This window comes from Viridibacillus sp. NPDC096237 (genome assembly GCF_050278625.1).
GTDB lineage: Bacteria > Bacillota > Bacilli > Bacillales_A > Planococcaceae > Viridibacillus.
Genome location: NZ_JBNNTI010000022.1, coordinates 1 through 24,323, shown reverse-complemented (window position 1 = coordinate 24,323; position 24,323 = coordinate 1). Strand labels below are relative to the sequence as shown.

Sequence of the window (24,323 nt, the reverse complement as noted above, 5' to 3'; positions counted from 1 at the left end):
TTCTTAGCTCGACGATTGATTTAATGATAATTGGAAAGCTGGACAAGCCCTAATGGACCTGCCCGCCATTCAATTATTTGTTATTTATAATTATTCAACAGATCCTACTGGTGCTTCTTCATCAGCGCTTGGCAAGATATTAAGCGCGTCTGCTGGTTGAAGATCTTCATCTTCATCCATGTCACGAAGCTCAATTTCCTCGTCGTCAATTGTTAGCATTTTCACATCTAAACCTAAACTTTGAAGTTCTTTAATTAATACTTTAAATGATTCAGGAACGCCTGGTTCTGGAACACTTTCACCTTTAACAATTGCTTCGTATGTTTTCACACGACCTACAACGTCATCAGATTTAACTGTCAAGATTTCTTGAAGAGTATAAGCAGCGCCATAAGCTTCAAGAGCCCAAACCTCCATCTCACCGAAACGTTGTCCACCGAATTGAGCTTTACCACCCAACGGTTGTTGCGTTACTAATGAGTATGGTCCTGTTGAACGTGCGTGAAGTTTATCATCAACCATGTGAGCAAGTTTGATCATGTACATGACACCAACAGATACTCGGTTATCAAATGGTTCACCTGAACGTCCATCATAAAGAATTGTTTTACCATCACGGTTCATACCCGCTTCTTCCATCGTTTCCCAAACATCTTCTTCGTTGGCACCATCAAATACTGGTGTTGCCATGTGAACGCCTAAGTAGCGAGCTGCCATACCTAAATGTAGCTCTAATACTTGACCGATGTTCATACGTGATGGTACACCAAGTGGGTTTAACATGATATCAATTGGTGTGCCGTCTGGAAGGAATGGCATATCTTCTTCTGGAAGAATACGAGAAATTACACCTTTGTTACCGTGACGTCCGGCCATTTTATCTCCTACGCGAATTTTACGTTTTTGAACGATATATGCGCGTACAAGTTGGTTTACGCCTGGAGGTAATTCATCGCCATCTTCGCGGTTGAAGACTTTAACATCAAGAACAATACCGCCGGCACCATGAGGAACACGTAGTGATGTATCACGTACTTCACGTGCTTTTTCACCGAAGATTGCATGTAATAAGCGTTCTTCAGCTGTCAATTCAGTTACACCTTTAGGAGTTACTTTACCTACAAGGATATCTCCGTCATGAACTTCAGCACCAATACGGATGATTCCACGTTCGTCAAGGTTGCGTAAAGCTTCTTCACCAACATTCGGAATATCACGAGTGATTTCTTCAGGTCCTAATTTAGTATCACGAGCCTCTGATTCATATTCTTCAATATGAACAGATGTGTAAACGTCATCTTTAACAAGACGTTCGCTCATGATTACGGCATCTTCATAGTTATAACCGTTCCAAGTCATGAAACCTACTACTACGTTACGGCCAAGTGCTAGCTCACCACATTCCATTGAAGGACCATCAGCAAGAATATCACGTGGATTTACGCGGTCGCCAACTTTAACAATTGGACGTTGGTTATAACTTGTACCTTGGTTAGAACGAATGAATTTCTGTAATTTATATTTAGTTAAGTCGCCTTTTACTTCTTTGCCGTCGATTTCTTCAATGCGACGAATGTGAATAGAGCGAGCCTCAACATGTTCAACAATACCTGGATATTTTGCAACTACTGCAGCACCAGAATCACGTGCATCTACGTGTTCCATACCAGTACCAACGAATGGCGCTTCTGGATTTAATAACGGAACAGCTTGACGTTGCATGTTCGCTCCCATTAGAGCACGGTTAGAGTCATCGTTTTCTAAGAAAGGAATACATGCTGTCGCAGCAGAAACGACTTGTTTTGGTGATACGTCCATGTAGTCAACGTTTTCACGTTTGAAGATAGTATTATCACCACGGAAACGACCTACAACTTCTTCTTTAGCAAATGAACCATCTGGATTTAAGATTGAATTCGCTTGTGCTACTACGTAGTTGTCTTCTTCGTCAGCAGTTAAATAGTCGATATGACCAGTAACTTTACCTGTTTCAGGGTCTACGCGACGGTAAGGTGTTTCAATGAAACCAAATTTATTTACTTTCGCGAAGCTTGAAAGTGAGTTAATTAAACCAATGTTCGGACCCTCAGGAGTCTCAATTGGACACATACGACCATAGTGTGAGTAGTGAACGTCACGTACTTCGAAACCAGCACGTTCACGAGTTAAACCACCAGGTCCTAATGCTGATAGACGACGTTTGTGCGTTAATTCAGCTAATGGGTTTGTTTGGTCCATGAATTGAGATAATTGAGAACTACCAAAGAATTCCTTGATAGAAGCAATTACAGGACGAATATTGATTAATTGTTGTGGAACAATAGATTGAGTATCGTTAATCGACATACGTTCACGTACAACACGTTCCATACGAGATAAACCAATACGGAATTGATTTTGTAATAATTCACCAACAGAACGTAAACGACGATTACCTAAATGATCGATGTCATCTGTGTTACCAACACCATATAATAAGTTGAAGAAGTAAGATACAGATGCAATTACATCGGCAGGAGTGATATGTTTCACTTCTTCTTCTACGTATGCATTACTGATTACCTTAATTTCTTTTTGTGCTTCGTCATTAGGAGCATAGATTTTAATTTCTTGAATTAAAACGTCGCCTTCTAAAACGCCTGCAACTTTAGACATTGTTTGGAAACCAATACCCTTTTCTAAATGGGGAATTAAACGATCTAGTACACGACGGTCGATTAATGTTCCAGCTTCAACTAAAATTTCACCTGTTTCAGGATCAACTAGTGTCTCTGCCACTGTTTGATTGAATAGGCGATTTTTAATATCAAGCTTTTTGTTCATTTTATAACGACCAACATTAGCTAAGTCATAGCGTTTTGGGTCAAAGAAACGTGAGTACAGGAGGTTTTTAGCGCTCTCTACCGTAGGTGGTTCACCTGGGCGTAGACGTTCATAAATCTCTAACAACGCTTTCTCTGTACTTTCAGTGTTATCTTTTTCTAAAGTATTACGTAAATATTCATTATCACCGATAAGCTCGATGATTTCTTGGTCTGAAGCAAAACCTAATGCACGTAAAAGTACTGTTACAGGTAATTTACGTGTACGGTCGATACGAACATAGACAACATCTTTTGCGTCTGTTTCATATTCTAACCATGCTCCACGGTTAGGAATAACTGTTGCGCCGAAGCCTTTTTTACCGTTTTTATCTGTTTTATCGTGATAGTATACACTTGGTGATCTAACTAATTGTGAAACGATAACGCGTTCCGCGCCGTTGATAACAAAAGTTCCAGTTTCAGTCATTAATGGGAAGTCGCCCATAAATACTTCCTGTTCTTTCACTTCGTCTGTTTCTTTGTTGTGTAAACGTACTTTTACACGTAATGGTGCAGCGTAAGTAACATCGCGTTCTTTACATTCATCGACATCATATTTCGGTTCTCCGAGACTGTAGTCGACGAATTCAAGTGAAAGATTCCCTGTAAAGTCTTCAATCGGTGAAATATCGCGGAACATTTCACGTAAACCTTCTTCAAGAAACCACTCGTTAGATGCGGTTTGAATCTCAATTAGATTCGGAAGTTCCAGCACCTCATTAATACGCGCAAAGCTTCTACGCTGGCGGTGTTGTCCGTACTGAACTAGTTGACCTGTCAACTCATTCACCCCTCAATAAAGCGATAATAGGTCTTTGCGAAATCATACAAATGGTGTATGATATCGAAAGACAAAAAGAAAACGAGTTCGTTAAAGAGCTCATTTTCGATTAACCAAACATAACTTTGAAAAGTCTATCCATATTCATATAGTTTTTATACAAAAGGACAGACGTATTCAAATTAATATTTTTGCATTTTATTATAATATCACAGCTAATTTGTCAAGTCAATCTATAAACTTTAACAAATTATTTTTTGGCTTTGATAATCCAATAGCCTTTTTTCTTATCCACGACCGTTACCTCAGTAAATTTCTCTTCTAAGTGCGCAATAGTCGATGGTGCACCTTGCTTCTTCTGAATAACTATCCACAGCTCACCGTTGTCCACAAGCTTTTCAAAAGCTTGATCATAAAAACGGAAAATTGTATCTTTTCCCGCGCGGATCGGAGGATTTGTCATAACGGCAGCGACTTGTTCTTTTTGAACAGCGGAAAGTCCATCACTCTCAAAAATCTGCACATTTTGTACCCCGTTCACCTCAGCGTTTCTCTTCGCTAATGAAACCGCACGTTCGTTAACATCCATCATATGAATGACTCGTTCAGGATAACTTTTTGCAATAGACAAGCCGATCGGACCGTAGCCACAGCCCACATCCAAAATACACCCTTCAACATTAGGCAATTCAAAACTATCAATTAACACACGGGAGCCAAAATCTACTTCGCTTTTACTAAAAACCCCTGCATCTGTTTCAAATACAAAAGAAAATCCCCTAAGAGTGAATTTCCATTTACTCGGATTACTTCCGACTTGAGGTTTTTTTGAATAATAATGTTCTGACAAGAAAATGCCCTCCATCACGTAAAATGAAGAAAAAGCTCGTCAGAATTGACGAGCTTTTTTCAAATAGAAAGTAGAAATTATTTAACTTCTACGTTAGCGCCAACTTCTTCAAGTTTAGCTTTGATTTCTTCAGCGTCAGCTGCAGAAACGCCTTCTTTAAGAGCTTTAGGAGCGTTATCTACTACTTCTTTAGCTTCTTTTAAGCCAAGACCAGTGATTTCACGTACCACTTTGATTACTTTGATTTTTTGATCGCCTGCAGAAGCAAGGATTACATCAAATTCAGTTTTTTCTTCTACTGCACCAGCAGCAGCACCAGCAGCAGCTACAGGAGCAGCAGCAGTAACACCGAATTCGTCTTCGATTGCTTTTACTAAATCGTTTAATTCAAGAACTGTCATAGCTTTGATAGCTTCTAAGATTTGTTCATTGTTCATTATAATTTCCTCCTATACGGAATATTAGTTTTGTTTTGGCATATTATGCCGTGAAGATTAAGCTACGCTTAAAATTAAGCGCCTTGCTCTTCTTTTTGTTCTGCAACAGCTTTTGTTGCAAGAGCGAAATTGCGTACTGGTGCTTGAAGCACAGATAATAGCATAGAAAGTAGACCTTCGCGTGATGGAAGTTCTGCCAATGCTTTAACATCTTCAGCAGATGCAAATGTACCTTCGATAAGACCAGCTTTAATTTCAAGTTGTTCGTTAGCTTTTGCAAAGTCATTAATGATTTTAGCAGGAGCAATAACATCTTCATTTGAGAATGCGATTGCGTTTGGACCTGTAAGGAATTCATTAAGTTCTTCTTGTTCAACTTCTGCAGTAGCACGGCGTACCAAAGTATTTTTGTATACTTTGAATTCAACACCAGCTTCGCGAAGTTGTTTACGTAGTTCCGTTACTTGAGAAACAGTAAGACCACGATAGTCAACAACTACTACGGATGCAGCGCTTTTGAACTTGTCAGCGATTTCTTGAACGACAGCTTGTTTAGCTTCAACTGCTTTGTTCATCTTGACACCTCCTATAAGAATGGGTCATTTATACCAACAAAAGAAAAGCCTCCTGTCTATGTAGACAAAGAGGCGGAAAGTCATCATCTTAAATAAGAGTCTGAGTTCCTTTGTCCTCGGTAGGATAATTAAGCAATTACTTGCCCCTACGGTCTACGGTACAAATGGATGATTCACAACGTTGTTCATCATATCAAAATATGATGTCATTTGTCAATCAAAAATTATTTTGTAGCAACTGAAGTAGAAGCATCAACTTTGATTGATGGTCCCATTGTAGTTGTTACATGTACTGATTTCATGTAAGTACCTTTAGCTGCAGCAGGTTTAGCTTTAAGAATTACATCAACAAGAGTTGATAAGTTTTCTGCTAATTTGTCAGCTTCGAATGAAGCTTTACCGATTGGAGCGTGAACGATACCAGCTTTATCAGCGCGGTATTCAACTTTACCAGCTTTGATTTCAGCGATTGCTTTAGCAACGTCGAAAGTAACTGTTCCAGTTTTAGGGTTTGGCATTAAGCCTTTCGGTCCTAATACGCGACCTAATTTACCAACTTCACCCATCATATCAGGAGTTGCAACGATTACATCGAAGTCAAACCATCCTTGTTGGATTTTAGCAATATATTCTGCATCACCAGCAAAGTCTGCACCAGCTGCTTCAGCTTCTTTAAGTTTTTCGCCTTTAGCGAAAACTAATACGCGTTGAGTTTTACCAGTTCCGTTTGGAAGTACTACTGCCCCACGGATTTGTTGGTCATTTTTACGTGTATCGATATTTAAGTTAAATGCTACTTCAACAGTTGCGTCAAAGTTAACAGTGCTTGTTTTTTTAGCCAATTCAACTGCTTCTTGTACAGAATACACTTGAGTACGGTCTACTAGTTTAGCTGCATCTTGCATTTTTTTACCTTTTTTAGCCATTTTAAATTTCCTCCTTGATTGTGGTTGTAACGGAATAAACCTCCCACGAATAAAGGCTGCGAGTTTCAAATATGACTATTAGAAACATTCGCAACCCTCAAAAACAATACTTCTATCAAGTAATGGGATTAGTCTTCGATAACAATACCCATGCTACGTGCAGTACCTTCAACCATTAACATAGCTGCTTCAACTGTTGCAGCGTTAAGGTCTGGCATTTTAGTTTCAGCTATTTCGCGAACTTTATCGCGTTTCACTGTAGCTACTTTTTTACGGTTAGGTTCACCTGATCCTGATTGGATACCAGCTGCTACTTTAAGTAAAACTGCTGCCGGCGGAGTTTTTGTAATGAAAGTGAATGAACGATCTTCAAATACAGAAATCTCTACTGGAATGATTAAACCTGCTTGGTCCGCAGTACGAGCGTTGAATTCTTTACAGAATCCCATGATGTTAACACCTGCTTGACCTAATGCAGGACCTACTGGTGGTGCTGGATTTGCTTTACCAGCTGGGATTTGAAGTTTTACAACTTTAATAACTTTTTTAGCCACGAGACACACCTCCTTAAGTCCGTGATGTGGTAATTGGGTTGCCCCTCCCACTCAATATCTGTCTGTCGGCTTATTCCGATAACATTAAAAATAAATATGCCAGTCCAAAAAATCACAGTCTGACCTTTGAAATGATAACACTTTTAACTTTCTAAGGCAAGTATAATTGTCAATTATACTTTTAACACTTGATCGTAATCTAATTCCATTTTAGTTTCGCGACCGAACATATCAATAGTTACTTTCACTTTTCCTTTATCAGCAACGATCTCTTCGACCTTACCTTGGAAATGAGCAAAAGGCCCTTCCAACACTTCAACTAGATCGCCAATAGAGAAATCAATTTCAAGTGATTTTTCTTGCATACCCATTTGTTTAAGAATGAATTCAACTTCTTCAGGTAATAACGGTGTAGGTTTTACCCCACCACCTGATGAACCGATAAATCCAGTAACACCTGGTGTATTACGCACTACATACCATGCGTCATCTGTCATAATTAATTCCACTAATACATAACCAGGGAATGTCTTACGCATATATTCTTTTTTGCGGCCATCTTTAACTTCCGTCTCTTGCTGTTCAGGAATGATGACACGGAAAATTTTATCTTGCATACCCATAGTTTCAACACGTTTTTCTAGGTTTGCTTTAACTTTATTTTCATAACCAGAGTAAGTATGAACTACATACCAATTTTTTTCCATAATAGATAGGACTACTCGTCCTTCCCTCCTTCGCTAAAGGCAAATGAAAAAACCCGTTACAGATCATTCACGGGCCATTTCAAAAATATTAACATTAATTCAATCATAAATCCAAATACATGCGGAATAATTTAGAAATCCCTAAATCTACTAACATGAAAAACGCAGCCATGAAAAGTAAAGTTGAAATTACAACAATTGTGTATTTCGTAAGTTCTTTACGCTTAGGCCAGCTTGTTTTTTGCATTTCCGACATAACACCGCGGAAAAAGTTACTAATCTTACCCATCTAACTAACCCCCGAATAAAATCATATATACAAAGCGAATCGTATTATCTAGTTTGTTTATGTAATGTATGTTCATTACAGTGAGAACAATATTTTTTCAGTTCCATCCTTGCAGTTGTACTGTCTTTAGATGCAGGAAGTGAATAGTTTCTTGAACCACACTTTTCACAGCTAAGCACGACTTTTTTTGCCATTTTATCACCTTTTCGGCATTTGTCCTTATAAAGACTAACACCTATCACAAATACTGTCAACTTGCCTACAGCTAGCATTCTTGCAATCACTCAATATCTAAATGACGTTCTAATTTCCTTTTTACCCGTTGTAAGGCATTATCTATTGACTTCACATGCCTGTTCAATTCAGCAGAAATTTCGTGATAAGATTGTCCATCTAAATAGAGTGCCAACACCTGACGTTCAAGATCACTTAATATTTCTCCAATTTTTTCTTCCATGTAGCTAAATTCTTCACGATGAATGATAAGCTCCTCTGGATCGTCGACAACCGAACCCGTTAGCACATCCATTAACGTGCGTTGGGATTCTTCATCAAAAATCGGTTTGTCCAATGAGATGTATGAATTAAGTGGAATATGCTTTTGTCTAGTTGCAGTTTTTATTGCAGTGATGATTTGACGTGTAATACAAAGTTCCGCGAACGCTTTGAAAGAGGATAACTTATCTCCTTTAAAATCGCGAATAGCTTTATACAGCCCAATCATACCTTCTTGCACAATATCCTCTTTATCAGCACCAATGAGAAAATACGACTTCACTTTCATACGAACGAATGATTTATACTTCGTAATGAGGAAGTCTAATGCTTCGCTATCACCACTATGGACCATTCCCACAAGCTCTTCGTCAGTATATTGCTCATATTGTTGTTGCTGCTTCAAGTGTAAATGATCGCTAATAATCAATAGTATCACTCCAATTGCGCTAGCATTGTTAAAAACAGTATAACGGAATTGGAAAATATCAGTCAATCATTCATTTTATTTCCTCTTCGCCATAACTCAAACTTTGCAGCAATATCATCTCTTAATTGTATCTTAGAACTGGGCTTTTGCACTTGAATATCTCTTACTGTTTGCGTAATTTTAGATTGCGTGGATTGCATTTCAATTTCTAATTCTCTAGCCGATTTTCTTAATGCTCCATGCCCGAAAATAACATTTTGTTCTGTCATATCAGATGTCGCTACATAAATACGGACCCTTTTACCACTTAAAGAAGCAGTAAGTTTTTCAATTCTTTCATCCGCAGTTTCTCTAGCTCTAGTATATATAATTTCTACGTCATGTTGCACATTTTTTGTTTCAATTCCTGGCACGAGGTACGCGTCAAAGATCACAATGACGCGCCAGCCAGAATACGCCTTATACTCTGCCATCATTTCTACCAGTCGGTCTCTCGCATCTATTAGCCTTTGCTCTTTTAATCTTCGGAGTTCTTCCCAAGCACCAATAATGTTATAACCATCAACCAACAGTATATCCATGGCATTCACCTTAAACTTCTTGGCGTTTACGCAATACTTCGTACATCAATAAAGCAGCAGCAACTGATGCATTTAGTGATGTAACATGACCGACCATTGGTAAATTGTATAGGAAATCACATTTTTCTTTCAACAAACGACTCATACCTTTTCCTTCACTGCCGATAATGACAGCTAGCGGCAAAGTTGCATCCATTTTACGATAGTCTGCTGAGCCTTTTGCGTCTGTCCCAGCGATCCAAACACCGCGTTTTTTCAACTCATCTACTGTTTGTGAAAGATTATTGACACGAACAGTCGGAATATGTTCAATCGCACCCGTAGATGCTTTCGCAACAACCGCTGTTAAACCTACTGCACGGCGTCTTGGAATAATAATACCATGAGCACCCACAGCATCTGCCGTTCTCATAATAGAACCTAAATTATGTGGATCTTCTAATTCATCGAGAATAAGGAAAAACGGATCTTCTCCACGACTTTCTGCTAATTTAAATAAGTCATCTAATTCAGCATATTTATAAGCCGCAACAGAGGCCACAATCCCTTGGTGATTAGCATCTGTTAACTGATCTAATTTTTTCTTTGGAACAAATTGTACGATAATTCCTTGTTCTTTCGCTAATGCAAGAAGCTCTGTCAAGCTACCATGCTGAACACCTTCTGCAATCCAAATTTTATTCATTTCTCTTGCTGCACGAAGTGCCTCTAATACCGGGTTTTTCCCGGCAATCATCTCATTTGACTGTTCTTCCGTCATCTTTTGACACTCCTTTTGATTCTTCAATAATATCAATTGTATATTGGATTATTTCATTTACTCTATCCATTTGACCTGTTAAATATAAGCTGCCAATTACAGCTTCATACGCCGAGCTATAGCGGTATGTTTGAACATCGGTATTCTTTGGTACCGAACCTGATTTTGCATTGCGACCGCGTTTTAGGACTGCCATTTCTTCTTCTGAAAAATACTCTTCATCCATCATTCTGTGAATAACACTTGATTGAGCCTTTGCAGAAACGTAATGAGTAGCTTCTTTATGAAGAATATTCGGTTTGACACGTCCAGAGCGTAGAAGATGCTCACGTACTGCGATTTCCAATACGGCATCTCCCATATACGCTAATGCTAATGCATTTAACTGTTTGACATCTTGGTTACGAAGCTCTCCCACTGCCATTAACCTCGTTTCCATCTAATGCCTTGGCGTGTATCCTCTAAAATAATATTCATATCTTTTAGTTGATCACGAATTTCGTCAGCACGTTTAAAGTCACGATCCTTACGCGCTTGAATGCGTTCTTCAATAAGCGCATCGATCTCTTCATCAAGTAATTCTTCTACTACATTTAATTCAATACCAAGCACATCAGCCAATGCACGTAAAGTATCGGCAAATTTCGTTAATACTTCTTCATTCGTGTTCTGTTCAAGTAAATATTTATTGGCAGTTGCTGATAATTCAAATAGTGCTGCAATTGCATTTGCTGTGTTGAAATCATCATCCATTGCAATTTCAAACTGTTCTTTTACTTCAGCAATACTTGCTAACCACTCGTCTTTTTCCTCACCTAAATTAGCTGTTGCAGTTAGTCGATGTTGCAAGTTGTTATAAGAAGTACGGATACGTTCCAACCCCGCAGCTGCAGCTTCAACTAAATCTTGCGCAAAGTTAATTGGATTGCGGTAGTGTACTGACAGTATAAAGAAACGCAATACTTGAGGATCAATTTGCTTACGAATATCATTCACAAGTATGAAGTTACCAAGTGATTTAGACATTTTTTCGTTGTCGATGTTAATATAGCCATTATGCATCCAATAACGTGCAAATTGTTTGCCTGTATATGCCTCAGATTGAGCAATTTCATTTTCATGGTGCGGGAATGTTAAATCTTGCCCACCTGCATGGATATCAATAGTATCACCAAAATGCTCATGTACCATTACAGAACATTCAATATGCCAGCCAGGTCGACCCTCGCCCCAAGGACTTTCCCAGAAGATTTCACCCGGTTTAGCTGCTTTCCAAAGAGCAAAATCTAAAGCATCCTCTTTTTTGTCACCTGTTTCAATACGAGCTCCAACTTTCAAGTCATCTACAGACTGATGAGAAAGCTTACCATAGCCTTCAAATTTACGTGGACGATAATATACGTCTCCTTGAGACTCGTAAGCATAACCTTTTTCAATTAACACCGCGATAAATTCAATAATTTGATCCATATGCTCTGTAACACGTGGATGTGAATCTGCTTTTTGGCAGCCCAGCGCTGTAATATCCTCAAAATAAGCTCGAATAAAGCGATTTGTTAAATCAGATACATCTTCTCCAAGCTCATTTGCCGCTTTAATAATTTTATCGTCAACGTCTGTAAAATTCGATACATACGTAACCTCAAAACCTTTATAAGTTAAGTAACGACGTACTGTATCATATACAATTACAGGACGAGAATTACCAATATGAATGTAGTTATAAACAGTAGGACCACATACATACATTTTCACTTTTCCTTCTTCAAGTGGAACGAAATCCTCTTTTTGTCGAGTTAATGAGTTAAAAATTTGAACAGCCATGTGATTTACATCTCCTTTTTGCATAGTCCAATTTGTTGCTGAAGCTCTTCAATTCTATTTTCTAAAGTTGAACAGCGATCTTCTACTGGATCCGGAATATTTTGGTGATCTAGTTTTTGCTTATTCTCTACTTTGATACCGTCTTGAATGACGATTTTCCCTGGAATACCGACGACAGTAGCATTAGGTGGTACAGCTTTTAACACAACAGAACCTGCACCGATTTTGCTATTTGCACCGACAGTTATAGAACCAAGTACCTTTGCACCTGTTGCAACAAGTACATTATCTTCTAGTGTTGGATGGCGCTTACCCTTCTCTTTCCCTGTACCACCAAGTGTGACTCCCTGGTATAAGGTAACATCATTGCCGATTTCACAAGTCTCACCAATAACAACCCCCATACCATGGTCAATAAAGAAACGGCGGCCAATTTTGGCACCTGGATGAATTTCAATCCCTGTGAAAAACCTACTTACTTGAGATATAAAACGCGCCATGAAATAAAATTTCCGCTTGTAAAAAGCATGTGCAACGCGGTGTCCCCATACCGCGTGCAAACCAGAATAAGTTAGCACAACTTCCAAGGTGCTACGTGCAGCTGGATCATTTTCAAAAATCGTCGCAACATCTTCCCTTATAGTTTTGAACATATATTCAAAGCTCCCCTCTTTTTTCAAAATAAAAACGCCTCTGCCCTATAGGACAGAGACGCTGGATATGCGCGGTTCCACTCTGGTTGGAAGCATTTAAGAAACACTTCCCGCTTAAAGTCTATAACGGTGACTTACCGACTAAACCTACTCAACGTTCAGCTTAGTGCTCAGAGGTGCATTTCTGTATTACATTGGCTCAGACCACTTTCAGCCAGTGATGGTCCTCTCTAAAGAGCTTGTTCTACATACTTCTCCTCTTCAACGCTTTTATATCGATAGTAGCTTCATTTTACAATGAAGCTAGAAAAAAGCAAACTAAATTACTTAATAAATTGTTCGACACGTTTAATGACAGTTTCTTTACCTAGTAATGCGATTGAGTTTGGAAGTTCTGGGCCATGCATTTCACCAGTTGTAGCGACACGGATAGGCATGAATAGATTTTTACCTTTGTGACCAGTTTCCTTTTGTACCGCTTTAATAGCCGCTTTAATAGTTCCTGGTTCAAAATCTTCTAATCCTTCTAATTGTACTTTGAATGAAGCCATTACTTCAGGAACTTGTTCACCAGCTAATACTTCTTTTTCTTCTTCATTGTATGCAAGTTCCTCCGAAAAGAACAATTGAGATAACTCAACAATTTCAGCACCGAAGCTCATTTGTTCATGATATAGGCCGATTAAATCAGATGCCCAAGCATGTTGTTCTTCAGTTAACTCAGCTGGTAATAGACCTGCTTTTTGTAAATGTGGTAACGCAAGGTCTACAACTTCTTCAAGTGATAATTTTTTAATGTATTGGTTGTTCATCCATGTTAATTTTTGTTTATCAAACATAGATGGTGATTTTGAAAGACGTTTTTCATCAAATAGACGGATAAAGTCTTCTTTAGAGAAGATTTCTTCTTCACCTTCTGGTGACCAACCTAATAAACCGAAGAAATTGAACATTGCTTCTGGTAAATAACCAAGATCACGATATTGTGATACGAATTGAATAATTGATTCATCACGTTTTGATAATTTTTTGTGATTTTCATTAATAATTAAAGTCATATGGCCGTAGCTTGGTGCTTCCCAACCAAACGCATCAAAAATCATTAATTGTTTTGGTGTATTTGATAAATGCTCTTCACCGCGGAATACATGTGTCATTTCCATGAAGTGATCATCTAATACAACTGCATAGTTGTAAGTTGGGATACCATTTGCTTTGACAAGTACCCAGTCACCAACGTCTTTAGATTCAAATGATACCTCACCTCGAACTAAATCGTTGAATTTGTATGTAACGCCTTCAGGGACGCGCATACGAATTGTGAACGCTTCACCACCAACAGCCTCTTTAGCTGCGACTTCTTCAGCAGATAAGTGACGGCATTTCCCATTGTACATTGGAGCAGCTACACCACTTGACTTTTGAACTTCACGATCAGCTTCTAATTCTTCTGAAGTACAGAAGCATTTGTAAGCCATACCTTTTTCAATTAATTGATTCGCATGGTCACGATAGATATCTAAACGTTCCATTTGACGATATGGAGCGTATGGTCCACCAATATCGACTGATTCGTCATACTCCATACCTAACCATTTTAAATTATCTAATTGAGAAGCTTCGCCGCCCTCGATATTACGCTCAATATCTGTATCTTCAATACGAACGATGAAATCTCCATTATGGTGTCTAGCGTACAAGTAATTAAATAAAGCTGTACGTGCGCCACCAATGTGTAAATGTCCTGTTGGGCTTGGTGCATAACGAACACGAACTTTTTTAGTCATGATAAAATCCTCCTAGTTTCCTGCAAAAATCCACTTCGTTCATTTTACCACTGCCAGTTTAAAAATTAAAGGAAGTCATTTTTTTATTAGTAAAATGGTCGCCATTGAAGCGACTCCTTCTTCGCGGCCTGTGAATCCTAGTTTTTCAGTTGTTGTTGCTTTAACATTCACTTGGTTAGGTTCTGCATTCAAAAGTTCCGCAATCCGATTACGCATAGTTTCAATATACGGTGCCATTTTAGGGCGTTGTGCCATAATTGTACAATCCACGTTACCAAGTACGTATCCTTTGTTTTCAACGATTTTCCAAATGTATTCTAATAGCTTTGCTGAATCGGCACCTTTAAATGCAGGATCTGTGTCTGGGAAATGACGACCAATATCCCCTTCACCGATTGCCCCCAAAGCAGCGTCTGTTATTGTGTGTAATAAAACATCAGCATCTGAATGGCCTACTAATCCTTTTTCGTGAGGAATTGTAATACCTCCGATAATTAATGGTCGACCTTCTTCAAATGCATGTACATCAAATCCTTGTCCTACTCGAAACATAGTTATCCTCCTATACGTTGGCTTATAATAGCCTCTCCAAATACTAAGTCTTCTTTTGTTGTTATCTTTACGTTGTCGTAGCTACTTTCAACGATATGGACGACTTGTCCTAAACGTTCGACTAACATAGCTTCATCTGTTCCTAAAAATCGATCCTTTTCAGCGGCTTGTTCAGCTTCTTGTAAAATTGAAAACTGGAATGCTTGAGGTGTTTGAATCATCCATAAGTTTGAACGGTCAACCGTCTCTACTATGACCCCATTTTCCACCGTTTTCATCGTATCTTTTGCACGCACCCCCGCAATTGCTGAACCTTTTTCTTCCGCAACAGCTAGTAGTCTATGAATAACCGGAATTGTGATAAATGGCCTAGCTGCATCATGAACGAGTACAATTTCACCATCTTCTATTTTTTTAACGCAAGAATAAACGCTATCTTGACGTTCTGCGCCACCATCCGGTAGTGCTTTTACTTTTTTAATATTATATTTTGTAAGGAGTGACCCGATATATTCTCGCTCTTCAGGCTTCACTGCTAACCAAATACCTTTACATGCAAAGTCCTGTTCAAAGACCTCAAGTGTGTGAATTAAAATCGGCTTTTCACGCAGTTCTAAAAACAACTTGTTATGTCCCGCACCCATACGCTTACCGCTACCAGCCGCAGGTAAAATAACGTCATATTGCTTCAAAATTTTCACGTCCTACTCATGGAAAAGGACAAGGCAAAATGCCCTGTCTCTTTTTGTTTTCTATTAAGCTGCTTTACCATTATTTTTTGGTTTAGCAAAAATCATACGACCAGCAGAAGTTTGTAAAACACTTGTCACAACGACTACAATTGCTTGGCCAATATAGGATTTCCCTTCCTCAACGACAATCATTGTACCATCATCTAAATAAGCGACACCTTGATTGTGTTCCTTACCATCCTTAATAACAACTACATGCATTTCTTCACCTGGAATAACAACAGGCTTCACTGCATTGGCTAAGTCATTAATATTCAGGACAGCAACATTGTGGAGATCACATACTTTATTTAAATTAAAATCGTTAGTTAAAATTTGTCCACTCATTTTTTTTGCTAAACGAACTAATTTTAAATCTACTTCTTGAATATCATCAAAATCCACTTCTGTAATTAAAATATCCGTTGCTCGTTCATCTTGTAAAGTCCTTAAAATATCAAGACCTCGGCGACCGCGGGTACGTTTCAGTGTATCTGACGAATCTGCAATATGTTGTAATTCTGTTAATACAAACTGTGGAACGACTAATGTACCTTCTAAAAAACCAGTTCTCGAAATATCAGCAATACGCCCATCAATAATAACACTCGTATCTAGCAGCTTATAAGAAGTTTCTGGCGTTTCTTGAACCGCTTCATCAGTGCTTTTCTTTTTAGATAAATTACTTGCTCTAGCTGCTGAAAACGCCTGAAGCAATTCATCACGTTTTTTAAAACCTACTTGGAATCCTAAATACCCGAGAACAATAGACAATAATATTGGTATTACTGTCGTTATAACAGGTATTTGGATACTATCAATTGCAAAGCCAATGAAATACGCCACAATTAATCCTACAATTAACCCCAATGTACCAAATAACAAATCACCAACTGGAGCTTTCAATAACTTATCTTCCATCCAACGAATAAATCGGACACAGGAATCGGAAAATAGAAATGAAAATGCAAATAAAACGAATGCGCCGATTGCAACGGATACATACGGATTATTTAGCCATGGGTTTGAGGATAAATGAATGATTTCGTATAATGGCGGTAAAAATAATAAACCCAACGTACCTCCGATAAATAAGAAAGCAACTTGAATAACTATTTTCAACAATATGAACACCTCCTTTATAATTTTAATTATACATAGTTTCCCTTTTATTTGCTCGACAAACCCCTCGTACAAATTAAATCAATTAAATAACGTGTATTTTCTGCTTTTCACTATCAATAATCTAGAAAAATTGGATTTTTACACAAAAAATTTATTTATAAATTAAATAAAATATGCTCTTTACAACCGAAACCCCTCCCGTTAATGACCATCCTTCAGTCAAATGTGACATCGCTGTGTCACATACTTTGAAACCGGTTACAATCTTCATATTATAGAAAATTCATAACACAGAACAGGAGGAATGTTATGAATCAAACCAAGGATATTAAAATTACAACAGCAGACCCATCGGGCATCGGGCTTTTCGGACTAGCAATTGTTACACTTGTGGCTTCATCTCAAAAATTAGGATGGACTGAAGGTGTAGGCCTAGTCATTCCCTGGGCAATATTCCTAGGCGGTATTGCACAATTTTATGCCTCTCTACTAGATTCTAAACATAATAATACATTCGGAACTACTGCTTTTGGAGCTTATGGACTTTTTTGGATGGCAGTAGCTACATCTTGGTTTGTTCAATCGGGAACCTTTGGATTAACTTTTCAAGAAAGCGCTGATGTACATCAATTAGGGTTCGTATACATAGGATACCTTGTTTTCACAATCTTTATGACCATCGGTGCTTTAGAAACAAATAAAGTACTATTCTTCATTTTCTTCTTAATCAATTTCTTGTTCGCTGGTTTATCACTTAGTTCGCTAGGCATCATGGAACACGGTATGCACCTTCTAGCTGCTTATTCTGAGTTTGGTAGTATCGCAATCTTATCTCTATACGGAGCTGGTGCAAATGTTTTGAACAAACATTTTGGATTTGAATTTTTACCTTTAGGTAAACCTTTCGGAATTATTACTAAACCTATAGAAAAAGAAAACGCCTCTCAATTACAAACCAATAACCAATCTTTTTAAAAAAGAGACGGCCAATTAGCCGTCCCTTTCATTGATTTCATCGTAAATCGCGGAAGCAAAGTTTCAGTGCATCGTTTACCGTTTCTACCCCCACTACTTCAATGCCTGCTGGAAAATCCCAACCTCCTAGGTTAGAAGCCGGAACAATCGCACGTTTAAAGCCAAGCTTAGCAGCTTCTTGCACACGTTGCTCTACACGTGATACGCGACGAACTTCACCTGTTAAACCTACTTCACCTATAACACAGTCTCCTGCACTCACGGCACGGTCTTGATAGCTTGAAACAATACTTGCTAAGACTGCTAAATCAATTGCAGGTTCATCTAACTTTACACCACCTGCCACTTTAATATACGCATCTTGGGCTTGTAGCAGCATACCCATACGTTTTTCAAGTACAGCCATCAATAACGACACACGATTTTGATCAATGCCTGTAGCCATGCGTTTCGGATAGTTAAAACTTGAAGGAGTCACTAAAGCTTGGATTTCAACTAGAATTGGGCGTGTCCCTTCCATTGAAGCAACGACACTAGAACCCGCAGCCCCTTGCGAACGTTCTTGCAAGAACAATTCTGAGGGATTTAACACTTCTTTTAAACCACCCTGTAACATCTCAAAGATGGCAATTTCATTTGTTGACCCAAAACGGTTTTTTTGACTACGTAGTATTCTATACGTATGATGACGCTCCCCTTCAAAGTAAAGAACCGTATCTACCATATGCTCTAATATACGCGGACCTGCTATTTGTCCTTCTTTTGTTACATGCCCAACAAGGAAAATGGCAATATTTTTTGTTTTAGCAATACGCATCAACTCAGCTGTACATTCACGTACTTGTGAGACGCTACCTGGTGCAGATGTTACTTCTGGATGATGCACGGTTTGAATGGAGTCAACTATGACAAATTTCGGTTGGACTTCTTCTATTGTTTGGTTTAAAAACTCCAAATTCGTTTCAGAGTAAATATATAACTCTGCAGACTTTACACCCAGTCGCTCTGCACGTAATTTTGTTTGACGGATGGATTCCTCACCTGAAATATAGAGAACCCGATGGCCTTTATTAGAAAGTAACGCTGAAACTTGTAAGAGCAGTGTAGATTTACCGATTCCTGGATCACCACCAATTAACACTAAAGAACCTGGAACTACTCCTCCACCAAGTACACGATTTAATTCATTTAGTTCAGTTTCAACTCTCGGTGCGTCTTCTGTTTCAATCGAAATAATCGGCATTGCCTTTTGAGAAGTACTTGATGAATGTTGGAACGCTCCTCTAGGCCCTTTAGAAATCACTTCAACTTCTTCCACCATCTTATTCCATTCACCACAACCTGGACATCTCCCCATCCATTTAGGTGATTCATAGCGACAAGAATTACATAAAAATTTCGTTTTCTTTTTAACCATATTTCCTCCCACTGATACTTCTATTGTTCTCTCCATTATAAAACAAGGCACTCCAAACATGTTGTTCGGAATGCCCTGTTTGCTCTGACTTTTGATGAATTAAGTAGCAATATACTTAACTTCATCATTAGAGTGAATTATTTTGTTACAAGCTCTTTAATATTAACAACAAACTCATCATTCTCGACATCGAAAGTTACACGCTGGCCTGTTAATACAGTACCTTTTAAAATTTCTTCTGATAGACGGTCCTCAACATGCTTTTGTAACGCTCGACGTAATGGACGAGCACCATATTGTGGATCATAGCCTTCTTTAGCGATTTTCTCTAAAGCTAAGTCAGATAACTCTAGTTCGATATGTTGTTCTTGTAATCGCTTAGTTAATTGTTTTGCCATAAGTGCAACGATTTTTGTTAATTCTTCTTTTTGTAATGCATGGAAAACAATCATTTCATCAATACGGTTTAAAAACTCAGGACGGAATGCTTTTTTCAATTCCGCCATCGTAACGCTCTTATTATCTTTGTGTATGTCTTTTGCATTTGCAGAGCTAAAGCCGAGTGATTTTCTATATTGAAGTTCTGAAGCTCCTACATTTGATGTCATAATAACAACTGTATTTCTAAAGTCCACTACGCGTCCTTTAGAATCTGTTAGACGACCATCTTCTAATACTTGCAATAGAATATTGAAGACATCCGGATGTGCTTTCTCAATTTCATCAAGTAAGATTACAGAATAAGGCTTACGACGGACTTTTTCTGTTAACTGTCCACCCTCTTCAAACCCAACATAGCCTGGAGGTGAACCGACAAGTCTTGAAGTCGAATGTTTTTCCATATACTCAGACATATCAACGCGAATCATAGAATCTTCATCACCAAACATTACTTCTGCTAATGCACGAGCAAGTTCCGTTTTACCTACACCAGTTGGTCCAAGGAAAATAAATGAACCAATTGGACGCTTCGGATCTTTTAACCCTGCGCGTGCACGACGAATAGCTCTAGAGATGGCTTCAACTGCCTCAGTTTGACCGATGAGACGTTTATGCAGATCGTCTTCAAGATTAAGTAACTTAGCAGATTCCTCTTGTGCTAACTTCGCTACTGGTATTCCCGTCCAGACAGAAACCACTTCAGCAACATCATTTACAGTTACTTTAGATTCTTCTTTACCCTGTTTTTCTTTCCATGTTTTCTTTGTAGATTCTAATTCTTCTTTTAACTTTTGTTCAGTATCGCGAAGCGAAGCAGCTTTTTCAAATTCTTGACTTTGAACAGATGCGTTCTTCTCTGAACGAATTGCTTCTAGCCTTTGCTCGAGTTCTTTTAAGTTTGGAGGAGTTGTATAAGAGCGTAACCGTACTTTAGAACCTGCTTCATCGATTAAATCAATAGCCTTATCTGGTAAGAAACGGTCTGAAATATAACGGTCTGACATTTTTGCTGCAGCATCAATGGCCTCATCCGTTATTTTCACACGGTGATGCGCTTCGTAACGATCACGCAAACCTTTAATAATTTGGATGGCTTCTTCAACAGTTGGTTCATCTACTTGAATAGGTTGGAAACGGCGTTCCAATGCAGCATCTTTTTCGATGTATTTACGGTATTCATCCAACGTTGTGGCACCAATACATTGTAGTTCTCCGCGAGCTAGAGATGGCTTTAAGATATTCGATGCATCAATAGCACCTTCTGCTCCACCTGCACCAATTAATGTGTGTAGTTCATCTATAAAGAGAATAACATTGCCAGCTTGGCGAATTTCATCCATTACTTTTTTCAAACGGTCTTCAAATTCACCACGGTATTTTGTGCCCGCTACAACTGTTCCCATATCAAGTGTCATAACGCGTTTATCACGTAAAATTTCAGGTACCTCATTGTTGACAATTTGTTGAGCTAAGCCTTCAGCAATTGCCGTTTTACCTACACCTGGTTCCCCAATTAGAACTGGATTGTTTTTGGTACGGCGAGATAATACCTCAATAACTCGTGTAATTTCTTTACTCCGTCCAATTACTGGATCTAAGCTACCATCTCTTGCAACTTGAGTCAAATCACGTGCCAAGCTATCTAAAGTTGGTGTACTTGCTGCTTGTGTAGCACTATTTGCATTTTGTGCATGATCATGGCTACCTAGTAGCTGTAGCACTTGTTGACGCGCCTTGTTCAAACTAACTCCTGAATTATTTAAAACACGTGCTGCTACGCCTTCTCCTTCACGAATAAGGGCTAATAATAAGTGCTCTGTACCGATATACGAGTGACCTAGTTTACGTGATTCATCGACAGATAGTTCGATTACTTTTTTTGCACGAGGTGTGTAGTGTACGATTGGACCAACGTCTTTTGTACCAATACCCACTAACTCCTCAATGCCTTCTTCTATCATTTCAGAGCTAATATCAATTGCTTCAAGCGCTTTAGCCGCTATGCCGCCACCTTCACGAATTAAGCCAAGTAAAATGTGCTCTGTACCGATTGATTCGTGTTTCATACGAATTGCTTCTTCTTGTGCTAGTTGAAGCACCTTTTGTGCGCGTTGAGTAAATCGATTAAACATCATAAGAATCCTCTCCCTCTTCGTCAGAATGACCTTTTTTTAATTCTCTATTGCATTGCAATCGCTCTCGCAACAAACTTGCTCGATACACATCTCGTTCATTTGCTTGAAGTGTAGTACCTGCATGTTGTTGTAAAAAGCCCGGCTGCATATAAAGCATGCACTCGTTTAAAACAGCGATAGGTATATTCTGGATTATACCCAAATATATGCCTAAACGAACGTTAGATAAACAATTTGCAGCTTCTTCGCTCGTTAATATTCTGGCATATAGTAAATTTCCCAAAGAACGATTGAGACGATCAGCTAAAGCAATTGACGCATGCTCTATTAATGCTGTACGTGCTTCTGTCTCTTTTTGAATAATTTGTTCAGTTACACTTTGCAAATCTAATAAAATATCCTTTTCTGACTTACCAAGTGTGATTTGATTGGAAATTTGATAATAATTGCCGACCGATTCCGTTCCCTCACCATACATTCCTCTCACAACCATACCAAGTCGTGGCATCGTACTTATGAGAGAACTGATTTGGTTCGTCATCGTTAATGCGGGTAAATGCATCATAATAGATGCTCTTAAACCTGTTCCAGTATTTGTAGGGCAACTTGTCAAATAACCAAAAGTATCGTCAAAAGCATACGGTAGATGATGCTCTAATAGTCGATCAATTTGATCGGCACTTTCATACGCTTTTGCTAGTTGTAACCCCGGCTGCAAACACTGAATACGAATATGGTCCTCTTCATTAATCATTACGCTTATGGATTCATCTTTTGACAATAAAACCGATCCAACTCTCTCCTTATCCGCTAGCTGAGGACTGATTAAATGCTTTTCTACTAATACTTTACGCTGTAAAGCTGGCATGTCATGCAAAGAAAAGTAAGAGAACTGAAAATGTTCTTCCTCATCATCTGCATCAATCAAGACATTTGAAACAGCTTTATCAATTTGCATTGCCTCTTCATCAGAAAATGCTCTTGGAAAACGGAAATCCGTTAGGTTACGCGCTAATCTGATGCGAGTGCTCATGACGATATCACCATATTGCCCTTCTTCTTGCATCCAATTAGTTGTTGGATTGTGTAAAAAGTGCTCAATGTTCATCTTGAGACTCACCTCCTACTTGTAACTTTTTTTCAAGAGCACGGACATCATCCCGCATAGTCGCTGCATCTTCAAACCGCTCTTCCTCTATGGCCACTTTCATGTCCATACGAATCGCCTCAATTTGTCTTTTTAATTGATACAACTCATTAATAGAACCTGGCACTTTTCCAACGTGTTCCACGGCTCCATTATGCAAACGTTTTAAGACCTGAGGTAACTGCTCCTTAAAAGTTTCATAACAGCTAGGGCAATTAAATTTACCCTCATTCAAAAATTGATGATATGTCATACCACATTCCGGACAATTCTCATATTCCTGTGCTTTCTGTTCGTTTACATTTGGTGCTGCAACTGACCAACTCGGTGTACCAAACCAATTTGAAAAAAGTTTATGCATTGAAATTGGATCGGCATTAAAGTCGAGGTTCAAATGGAAAGAATCAAGTTGTTTATTGCACACTTCACAGAAATGCCTTGTCGTTTTTTTACCATTCTTCATTTGTGTCACCGTGATAGTGGCCGGTCTTTGTTTACAGTTTTCACAAATCATACCCTCGCACCTCTTTTACAATTGCTTGTCATATTTTATAGTCAGTAGCATTGCTTGTAGGATACGCGCGCGTAGCTCATCACGTACCGGTAAATTTATTCGTAACACAGAACGATCAAGAGCTGCTAACATCATTTTAGCTTCTCTTTTTGTAATTACACCTTCGTCAATTAAACGGAAAATTAAATCATCCGTCATAGTTTGTGAAGCACCATCATCTACTTGCTTAATCACTTGATTAATTAAATCTGCTTTTGAACTAGCTTTGACGCGCAAAATCCGTATATATCCTCCACCGCCACGTTTACTTTCAACTAAATAGCCACGCTCTGCGGTAAATCGTGTATTTATCACATAATTAATTTGGGAGGGTACGCATTGAAATTTATCAGCAATTTCACTCCGTTTAATCTCAATATGTCCTTCTCCACCTAATTCGATAACCTCTTTCAAATAACCTTCTATTATGTCAGAGATATTACGCATTTCAAATTCCACCTCGCTTGCATCACTGACTTTGACTATCTTTGACTATATTTGAATATATTATACACAGCCTATTAAAAAACACGCAATTTAAATGCTCATCTAATTGCTTTCACGCCTGTTCAGCTCCGACTGCTAAAATTAGAACACTATAGTCCACTATTCATTTACTACTCTATCCATGTTTAAACTAATCGAGTAGGAGGGAGTGAATTAACTCCCGACCTCTCACACCACCGTACGTACGGTTCCGTATACGGCGGTTCAATTAAGATGAATAACGCAAA

25 protein-coding genes and 2 other annotated features are annotated in these 24,323 nt (G+C 38.6%); of the genes, 1 reads left to right on the top strand and 24 read right to left on the bottom strand.

The window, feature by feature from the left end; genetic code table 11:
- Nucleotides 1-90: 90 nt before the first annotated feature.
- From rpoB to ACQKMD_RS13000, 19 genes are all read right to left on the bottom strand, one after another.
- Nucleotides 91-3,654, bottom strand: a complete 3,564-nt coding sequence (gene rpoB, locus ACQKMD_RS13090) for a DNA-directed RNA polymerase subunit beta (RefSeq protein ID WP_427752580.1) — start codon at nucleotides 3,652-3,654, stop codon at nucleotides 91-93.
- A gap of 241 nt (nucleotides 3,655-3,895) precedes the next feature.
- A complete protein-coding gene (locus ACQKMD_RS13085; protein WP_427752579.1) occupies nucleotides 3,896-4,495 on the bottom strand; it encodes a class I SAM-dependent methyltransferase in 600 nt (199 codons plus the stop codon).
- Nucleotides 4,496-4,572: 77 nt separating this feature from the next.
- Nucleotides 4,573-4,932: a 50S ribosomal protein L7/L12 gene (gene rplL, locus ACQKMD_RS13080; RefSeq protein WP_427752578.1), complete on the bottom strand. Its 360-nt coding sequence runs from the start codon at nucleotides 4,930-4,932 to the stop codon at nucleotides 4,573-4,575.
- Nucleotides 4,933-5,006: 74 nt separating this feature from the next.
- Nucleotides 5,007-5,507, bottom strand: coding sequence for a 50S ribosomal protein L10 (rplJ, locus tag ACQKMD_RS13075; RefSeq protein ID WP_427752577.1), 501 nt, complete (start codon nucleotides 5,505-5,507; stop codon nucleotides 5,007-5,009).
- A gap of 32 nt (nucleotides 5,508-5,539) precedes the next feature.
- Nucleotides 5,540-5,684: a sequence feature (ribosomal protein L10 leader region), on the bottom strand.
- A gap of 47 nt (nucleotides 5,685-5,731) precedes the next feature.
- The gene (gene rplA, locus ACQKMD_RS13070) at nucleotides 5,732-6,433 is read right to left on the bottom strand and encodes a 50S ribosomal protein L1 (RefSeq protein WP_427752576.1); all 702 of its coding nucleotides are present in this window, start codon (nucleotides 6,431-6,433) and stop codon (nucleotides 5,732-5,734) included.
- A gap of 128 nt (nucleotides 6,434-6,561) precedes the next feature.
- On the bottom strand, nucleotides 6,562-6,987 hold the full coding sequence (gene rplK / locus ACQKMD_RS13065; RefSeq protein WP_038179029.1) for a 50S ribosomal protein L11: 426 nt from the start codon (nucleotides 6,985-6,987) through the stop codon (nucleotides 6,562-6,564).
- 173 nt (nucleotides 6,988-7,160) lie between these two features.
- Nucleotides 7,161-7,694: a transcription termination/antitermination protein NusG gene (gene nusG, locus ACQKMD_RS13060; protein WP_038179027.1), complete on the bottom strand. Its 534-nt coding sequence runs from the start codon at nucleotides 7,692-7,694 to the stop codon at nucleotides 7,161-7,163.
- Between the two features lie 103 nt (nucleotides 7,695-7,797).
- A complete protein-coding gene (secE, locus tag ACQKMD_RS13055) occupies nucleotides 7,798-7,983 on the bottom strand; it encodes a preprotein translocase subunit SecE (protein WP_038179025.1) in 186 nt (61 codons plus the stop codon).
- 44 nt (nucleotides 7,984-8,027) lie between these two features.
- On the bottom strand, nucleotides 8,028-8,177 hold the full coding sequence (gene rpmG, locus ACQKMD_RS13050) for a 50S ribosomal protein L33 (RefSeq protein ID WP_083446300.1): 150 nt from the start codon (nucleotides 8,175-8,177) through the stop codon (nucleotides 8,028-8,030).
- Between the two features lie 86 nt (nucleotides 8,178-8,263).
- On the bottom strand, nucleotides 8,264-8,908 hold the full coding sequence (gene sigH, locus ACQKMD_RS13045; RefSeq protein ID WP_193738000.1) for an RNA polymerase sporulation sigma factor SigH: 645 nt from the start codon (nucleotides 8,906-8,908) through the stop codon (nucleotides 8,264-8,266).
- Between the two features lie 62 nt (nucleotides 8,909-8,970).
- A complete protein-coding gene (locus tag ACQKMD_RS13040) occupies nucleotides 8,971-9,489 on the bottom strand; it encodes an NYN domain-containing protein (protein WP_427752575.1) in 519 nt (172 codons plus the stop codon).
- Between the two features lie 10 nt (nucleotides 9,490-9,499).
- The gene (gene rlmB / locus ACQKMD_RS13035; RefSeq protein WP_427752574.1) at nucleotides 9,500-10,249 is read right to left on the bottom strand and encodes a 23S rRNA (guanosine(2251)-2'-O)-methyltransferase RlmB; all 750 of its coding nucleotides are present in this window, start codon (nucleotides 10,247-10,249) and stop codon (nucleotides 9,500-9,502) included.
- Entirely contained in the window at nucleotides 10,227-10,667 is a 441-nt protein-coding gene (locus tag ACQKMD_RS13030; protein ID WP_427752573.1) for a Mini-ribonuclease 3, read from the bottom strand. The genes rlmB and ACQKMD_RS13030 overlap by 23 nt, the downstream gene beginning before the upstream one ends.
- A 5-nt stretch (nucleotides 10,668-10,672) precedes the next feature.
- Nucleotides 10,673-12,073 (bottom strand): cysteine--tRNA ligase, encoded by a 1,401-nt coding sequence (gene cysS, locus ACQKMD_RS13025; protein WP_427752571.1) that lies wholly within the window; start codon nucleotides 12,071-12,073, stop codon nucleotides 10,673-10,675.
- Nucleotides 12,074-12,078: 5 nt separating this feature from the next.
- Entirely contained in the window at nucleotides 12,079-12,726 is a 648-nt protein-coding gene (gene cysE, locus ACQKMD_RS13020) for a serine O-acetyltransferase (protein WP_427752570.1), read from the bottom strand.
- A gap of 51 nt (nucleotides 12,727-12,777) precedes the next feature.
- Nucleotides 12,778-13,000, bottom strand: a binding site (T-box leader).
- Between the two features lie 49 nt (nucleotides 13,001-13,049).
- The gene (gltX, locus tag ACQKMD_RS13015; RefSeq protein WP_427752568.1) at nucleotides 13,050-14,513 is read right to left on the bottom strand and encodes a glutamate--tRNA ligase; all 1,464 of its coding nucleotides are present in this window, start codon (nucleotides 14,511-14,513) and stop codon (nucleotides 13,050-13,052) included.
- Between the two features lie 75 nt (nucleotides 14,514-14,588).
- Nucleotides 14,589-15,065 carry a 2-C-methyl-D-erythritol 2,4-cyclodiphosphate synthase gene (gene ispF, locus ACQKMD_RS13010; RefSeq protein WP_427752566.1) on the bottom strand — a complete coding sequence of 159 codons (477 nt, stop codon included), beginning with the start codon at nucleotides 15,063-15,065 and terminating at the stop codon, nucleotides 14,589-14,591.
- 2 nt (nucleotides 15,066-15,067) lie between these two features.
- Nucleotides 15,068-15,757 (bottom strand): 2-C-methyl-D-erythritol 4-phosphate cytidylyltransferase, encoded by a 690-nt coding sequence (gene ispD / locus ACQKMD_RS13005; RefSeq protein ID WP_427752565.1) that lies wholly within the window; start codon nucleotides 15,755-15,757, stop codon nucleotides 15,068-15,070.
- A 63-nt stretch (nucleotides 15,758-15,820) separates the two neighbouring features.
- Nucleotides 15,821-16,921, bottom strand: a complete 1,101-nt coding sequence (locus tag ACQKMD_RS13000; RefSeq protein ID WP_427752563.1) for a PIN/TRAM domain-containing protein — start codon at nucleotides 16,919-16,921, stop codon at nucleotides 15,821-15,823.
- A 309-nt stretch (nucleotides 16,922-17,230) separates the two neighbouring features.
- Here ACQKMD_RS13000 and ACQKMD_RS12995 point away from each other — a divergent pair, with 309 nt between their 5' ends.
- Nucleotides 17,231-17,896, top strand: a complete 666-nt coding sequence (locus ACQKMD_RS12995) for an acetate uptake transporter (protein ID WP_427752562.1) — start codon at nucleotides 17,231-17,233, stop codon at nucleotides 17,894-17,896.
- A 37-nt stretch (nucleotides 17,897-17,933) separates the two neighbouring features.
- Here ACQKMD_RS12995 and radA read toward each other — a convergent pair whose 3' ends face one another.
- The 5 genes from radA to ACQKMD_RS12970 all read right to left on the bottom strand — a co-directional run bounded on the left by radA (nucleotide 17,934) and on the right by ACQKMD_RS12970 (nucleotide 24,036).
- Nucleotides 17,934-19,313, bottom strand: a complete 1,380-nt coding sequence (gene radA / locus ACQKMD_RS12990) for a DNA repair protein RadA (RefSeq protein WP_427752619.1) — start codon at nucleotides 19,311-19,313, stop codon at nucleotides 17,934-17,936.
- A gap of 137 nt (nucleotides 19,314-19,450) precedes the next feature.
- Nucleotides 19,451-21,889 (bottom strand): ATP-dependent Clp protease ATP-binding subunit, encoded by a 2,439-nt coding sequence (locus ACQKMD_RS12985; protein WP_427752561.1) that lies wholly within the window; start codon nucleotides 21,887-21,889, stop codon nucleotides 19,451-19,453.
- Complete coding sequence (locus ACQKMD_RS12980) at nucleotides 21,879-22,997, bottom strand: protein arginine kinase (protein ID WP_427752560.1); 1,119 nt, start codon at nucleotides 22,995-22,997, stop codon at nucleotides 21,879-21,881. Before ACQKMD_RS12980 ends, ACQKMD_RS12985 begins: the two co-directional genes overlap by 11 nt.
- Nucleotides 22,987-23,499 carry a UvrB/UvrC motif-containing protein gene (locus ACQKMD_RS12975; RefSeq protein ID WP_427752559.1) on the bottom strand — a complete coding sequence of 171 codons (513 nt, stop codon included), beginning with the start codon at nucleotides 23,497-23,499 and terminating at the stop codon, nucleotides 22,987-22,989. Before ACQKMD_RS12975 ends, ACQKMD_RS12980 begins: the two co-directional genes overlap by 11 nt.
- Before the next feature lie 66 nt (nucleotides 23,500-23,565).
- Nucleotides 23,566-24,036 carry a CtsR family transcriptional regulator gene (locus ACQKMD_RS12970; RefSeq protein WP_427752558.1) on the bottom strand — a complete coding sequence of 157 codons (471 nt, stop codon included), beginning with the start codon at nucleotides 24,034-24,036 and terminating at the stop codon, nucleotides 23,566-23,568.
- Nucleotides 24,037-24,323: the final 287 nt, after the last annotated feature.

What these genes read in the sequence shown, in the direction of transcription:
- ACQKMD_RS12975 (WP_427752559.1), bottom strand. Translation starts at nt 23,499, where the DNA reads ATGAAGAATGGTAAAAAAACGACAAGGCATTTCTGTGAAGTGTGCAAT.
- secE (WP_038179025.1), bottom strand. Translation starts at nt 7,983, where the DNA reads ATGGGTAAGATTAGTAACTTTTTCCGCGGTGTTATGTCGGAAATGCAA.
- rplJ (WP_427752577.1), bottom strand. Translation starts at nt 5,507, where the DNA reads ATGAACAAAGCAGTTGAAGCTAAACAAGCTGTCGTTCAAGAAATCGCT.
- cysE (WP_427752570.1), bottom strand. Translation starts at nt 12,726, where the DNA reads ATGTTCAAAACTATAAGGGAAGATGTTGCGACGATTTTTGAAAATGAT.
- radA (WP_427752619.1), bottom strand. Translation starts at nt 19,313, where the DNA reads ATGGTTAAAAAGAAAACGAAATTTTTATGTAATTCTTGTCGCTATGAA.
- ACQKMD_RS12980 (WP_427752560.1), bottom strand. Translation starts at nt 22,997, where the DNA reads ATGAACATTGAGCACTTTTTACACAATCCAACAACTAATTGGATGCAA.
- rplA (WP_427752576.1), bottom strand. Translation starts at nt 6,433, where the DNA reads ATGGCTAAAAAAGGTAAAAAAATGCAAGATGCAGCTAAACTAGTAGAC.
- gltX (WP_427752568.1), bottom strand. Translation starts at nt 14,513, where the DNA reads ATGACTAAAAAAGTTCGTGTTCGTTATGCACCAAGCCCAACAGGACAT.
- ACQKMD_RS13040 (WP_427752575.1), bottom strand. Translation starts at nt 9,489, where the DNA reads ATGGATATACTGTTGGTTGATGGTTATAACATTATTGGTGCTTGGGAA.
- rpmG (WP_083446300.1), bottom strand. Translation starts at nt 8,177, where the DNA reads ATGGCAAAAAAAGTCGTGCTTAGCTGTGAAAAGTGTGGTTCAAGAAAC.
- ispF (WP_427752566.1), bottom strand. Translation starts at nt 15,065, where the DNA reads ATGTTTCGAGTAGGACAAGGATTTGATGTACATGCATTTGAAGAAGGT.
- ACQKMD_RS12995 (WP_427752562.1), top strand. Translation starts at nt 17,231, where the DNA reads ATGAATCAAACCAAGGATATTAAAATTACAACAGCAGACCCATCGGGC.
- ACQKMD_RS12970 (WP_427752558.1), bottom strand. Translation starts at nt 24,036, where the DNA reads ATGCGTAATATCTCTGACATAATAGAAGGTTATTTGAAAGAGGTTATC.
- rplL (WP_427752578.1), bottom strand. Translation starts at nt 4,932, where the DNA reads ATGAACAATGAACAAATCTTAGAAGCTATCAAAGCTATGACAGTTCTT.
- cysS (WP_427752571.1), bottom strand. Translation starts at nt 12,073, where the DNA reads ATGGCTGTTCAAATTTTTAACTCATTAACTCGACAAAAAGAGGATTTC.
- rlmB (WP_427752574.1), bottom strand. Translation starts at nt 10,249, where the DNA reads ATGACGGAAGAACAGTCAAATGAGATGATTGCCGGGAAAAACCCGGTA.
- ACQKMD_RS12985 (WP_427752561.1), bottom strand. Translation starts at nt 21,889, where the DNA reads ATGATGTTTAATCGATTTACTCAACGCGCACAAAAGGTGCTTCAACTA.
- nusG (WP_038179027.1), bottom strand. Translation starts at nt 7,694, where the DNA reads ATGGAAAAAAATTGGTATGTAGTTCATACTTACTCTGGTTATGAAAAT.